We start from the raw sequence: 3,438 nt of genomic DNA on the forward strand, positions 1-3,438 counted from the left end.
TCGCCACCATGCTCGGGGCGGCGATCGCGGCCCCGCCGCGGGCCCGACGGGCGACGCGGCCCTCGCGTGGTGCCGTGCGCCGTCGCTCCGAGGCCAAGCGCCAGCGCAGCCAGACGAAGAAGCTGCGCCGACCACCGACGGACTGACCGGCGGGCGGTGCAGCGGCAGCGCTGGGCGCTGGGCGTCCGGGTCTCCGCGGCCCCGACGGCCGGGGCCGCTTCGGCGTGGTCGGCCCGATCTACTCGGCGATCTCGATCACGGTCTTGCCGGTCGCGTGACCGCGCTCGACGGCGGCGATCGCCGCGGCGGCCCGCTCCAGCGGGTACCGGCCGGTGACGTGCGGGTCGACGAGGCCGTACTGGATCACCCCGGTGATCTTCTCCATCGACTCGGGCGTGCGCACGAGCGCGCTGCCGCCGAGCTCGGCGGCGGTGTCCGGGTCGGGCGCGGAGATGATGTGCGAACGGTCGCGCACCACCTCGGCCACGGCGCGCAGCGTCTGCCCACCGACGAGGTCGACGATCAGGTCCACTCCCTCCGGCGCGACGGCCCGGACCCGGTCCGCGACGCCGTCGCCGGTGGCGACGAACGTGGCCCCCGTCGACTCGACCAGCTCACGCTTGGCCTCGGAGGCGATCCCGATCACGGTGAACTTGTGCACGTTCCCGATCTGAGCCGCCATGAGGCCCACTCCCCCGCCGGCACCGACGACCAGCAATGTCTGACCGGCCTCCAGCTCGACCTGATGGGTGAGGTCGTAGGCGGTGGCGCCGGCCACCGGGATCGTGGCGGCGTCGGCGAAGCTGATCTCCGCGGGCTTCGGCACCGCCTGGGCGGCGCGCACCAGGGTGTCCTCGGCGATCGCGCCCCAGCCGGGCGCCGTCGGGCCGAGCACCGCGTCGCCGACGGTGAAGCCCTCGACCCCCTCGCCGACCCTGGTCACGACGCCGGCCACCTCCTGGCCCATCGGGGCGGGCAGCGTCCGGGTCCGGCCAAGGGCACCGGAGCGGACCTTGACGTCGAACGGGTTGACCCCGGCCGCTCGGACGTGGACGGCGAGCTCGCCCGGGCCGGGTTCGGGGACGGGCCGCTCGATCAGGGCCTGGTGCTCCGGACCGCCGAAGTCGGTGAAGACGAATACCTTGGACATGTCGCTCATCCTCCTACGAGTTGGTGCTGTCTGGTCGCGCCGCCGCCGGCCGGCTGCGCCGTGGCGGTCCGCCCGCTCAGGCGTCGATCGAGACGGGCTCCGGAGCGGGCGTCGGCGCGGTGGCCCGGGTCGCCTGAGTGTCCCGGCGGCGCAGCAGGCGCATGGCGTTGATGATGACCACGAGCACGGACGCCTCGTGGACGAGCATCCCGATGGCCATGGTCACGCCGCCCGCGAACACGCCCGCGAGCAGCAGGGTGACGGTGACCAGCGCGACCGCGATGTTCTGGCGCATCACCGAGACGGTGCGCCGGGCCAGGCCGATGGCCTCGGGTAGCTTGCGCAGGTTGTCGCCCATCAGGGCGATGTCGGCGGTCTCCACGGCGACGGCGGAACCGGCTGCGCCCATCGCCACCCCGATGTCGGCCATGGCCAGGGCCGGGGCGTCGTTGACGCCGTCGCCCACCATCGCCACGGTGTGCCCCTGACGCTGGAGCTCGATGACGGCGTCGAGCTTGTCCTCGGGGAGCAGGCCCGCGTGCACCTCGTCCACCCCGGTGGCCGCCGCGACGGCGTTCGCCACGAGCGGGGCGTCACCGGTGAGCATGACAACCTTCTTCACCCCCGCGGCGTGGAGCTCGGCCACCATGCGGGCGGCGTCCGGGCGCACCCGGTCGGCGACGGCGACGACACCAGCCACCGCCTGGTCCACGGCGACGATCATCGGGGTGCGGCCCGCGGCGGCGAGCCGCTCGGCCGTGCCCACGGCGTCGACGGTGTCCACCACGGCGTACTGAGCAAGGAGAGCGAGGTTGCCGACGAGGATCCGGCGTCCGCCGCCGACGGCGACGATCCCCTTGCCGGGGACCGGCTCGGTGCTCTCGGGCAGGGCGGGTGTGGCCAGCCCCTCGGCCTTCGCGGCGTCCAGGATGGGCCGGGCCAGCGGGTGCTCGGACCCGGCCTCGGCGGCCGCGGCCAGTGCGAGGACGTCGGCGCGGTCGAGGGTGGTGTCCAGGACGACGACGTCGGTCAGCTGCGGGCGCCCCTCGGTGAGGGTGCCGGTCTTGTCGACGGCGACGACGTCGATCTTGGCGGCGCGCTCGAGGTACTCCCCACCCTTGATGAGGATGCCGTCCTTGGCGGCACGACCGATGCCGGCGACGATCGCGACCGGGATCGAGATGACCAGCGCCCCGGGGCAGCCGATCACGAGCAGGGTCAGCGCGAGCACGACGTCGCCGGTGACGAGCCCGACCACGAGGGCCAGCAGGAAGACGCCCGGGGTGTACCAGGTGGAGAACCGATCGATGAAGGCCTGGGTCTTGGCCTTGGCGTCCTGCGCCTCCTCGACCCGGTGGATGATGCGCGCCAGGGTGGTGTCCGCACCCACGCCCGTGGCCCTGACCTGCAGGAAGCCGCCGCGGGAGATGGTCCCGGCGAATACCTGGTCGCCGTCGGACTTCTCCACCGGGATCGACTCACCGGTGATCGTGGCCTCGTCCAGGGCCCCGGTGCCGCCGATGACGACGCCGTCCACGGGCACCTTGGCCCCGTTCTTCACCAGTACCGTCTCGCCGATGGCGACGGCGCCCGCGGACATCTCGACCTGCTCGCCGTCCCGGAGCACGACGGCGATGTCGGGGGCGACGGCCACGAGCTCGGCGAGGGCGGAGCGGGTCTTGTTCATCGTGCCGGCCTCGAGGGCGTGCCCGAAGGCGAAGAGGAACGTGACGGCCGCGGCCTCCCAGTACTCGCCGATGATGACGGCGCCGATGGCGGCGACCGAGACGAGCAGGTCGATGCTGAGGTTGCGCACCTTCAGCGCCCGGACCGCCTTGACGGCGATGGGGACGCCGGCGATGACCGCCGCGGCCACCATGAAGACGTCGCTGGTGGCGTCCGAGCCCATCACGCGGGCGATGAAGAACGACACGAGGATCGCCGCTCCGGCCGCCGTCGGCACACCCCACGGGCCGTGCCACCACTGGTGGAACTTGTGCATTGTCCTTGTCCTCTCAGATCTGCTCTGGGCCCCGTTCCGGGGGGCGGCCCCGTCCGGGGGGCGGCCCCGTCCGGGGTGCTGACATCGACGCTACGAATCCGCGGCGGGTCGAACCATGACGGCCGTCAATCAGCCGCAGGTCGGGTTCCTCCCGCGCGGTGCTCGTCGACGGTCCCGGTCCGGCACACGTGAGCGCCGCCGTCGGAGCCGGGGCTCACGACGACGGCGCTCACGCTCGCCGGTCAGAAGGCGGCGGGTCTGGCGACGTAGCCGGCCTTGGCGACGG

General features: G+C 73.4%; 2 protein-coding genes. Both read right to left on the bottom strand.

Annotated features, from left to right (window positions below):
- Window positions 1-238: 238 nt before the first annotated feature.
- Entirely contained in the window at window positions 239-1,150 is a 912-nt protein-coding gene (locus ACYC1Z_RS14745; RefSeq protein WP_461410267.1) for an NADP-dependent oxidoreductase, read from the bottom strand.
- A 76-nt stretch (window positions 1,151-1,226) separates the two neighbouring features.
- Entirely contained in the window at window positions 1,227-3,152 is a 1,926-nt protein-coding gene (locus ACYC1Z_RS14750) for a heavy metal translocating P-type ATPase (protein ID WP_461410268.1), read from the bottom strand.
- Window positions 3,153-3,438: the final 286 nt, after the last annotated feature.

Source organism: Georgenia sp., from assembly GCF_054605595.1.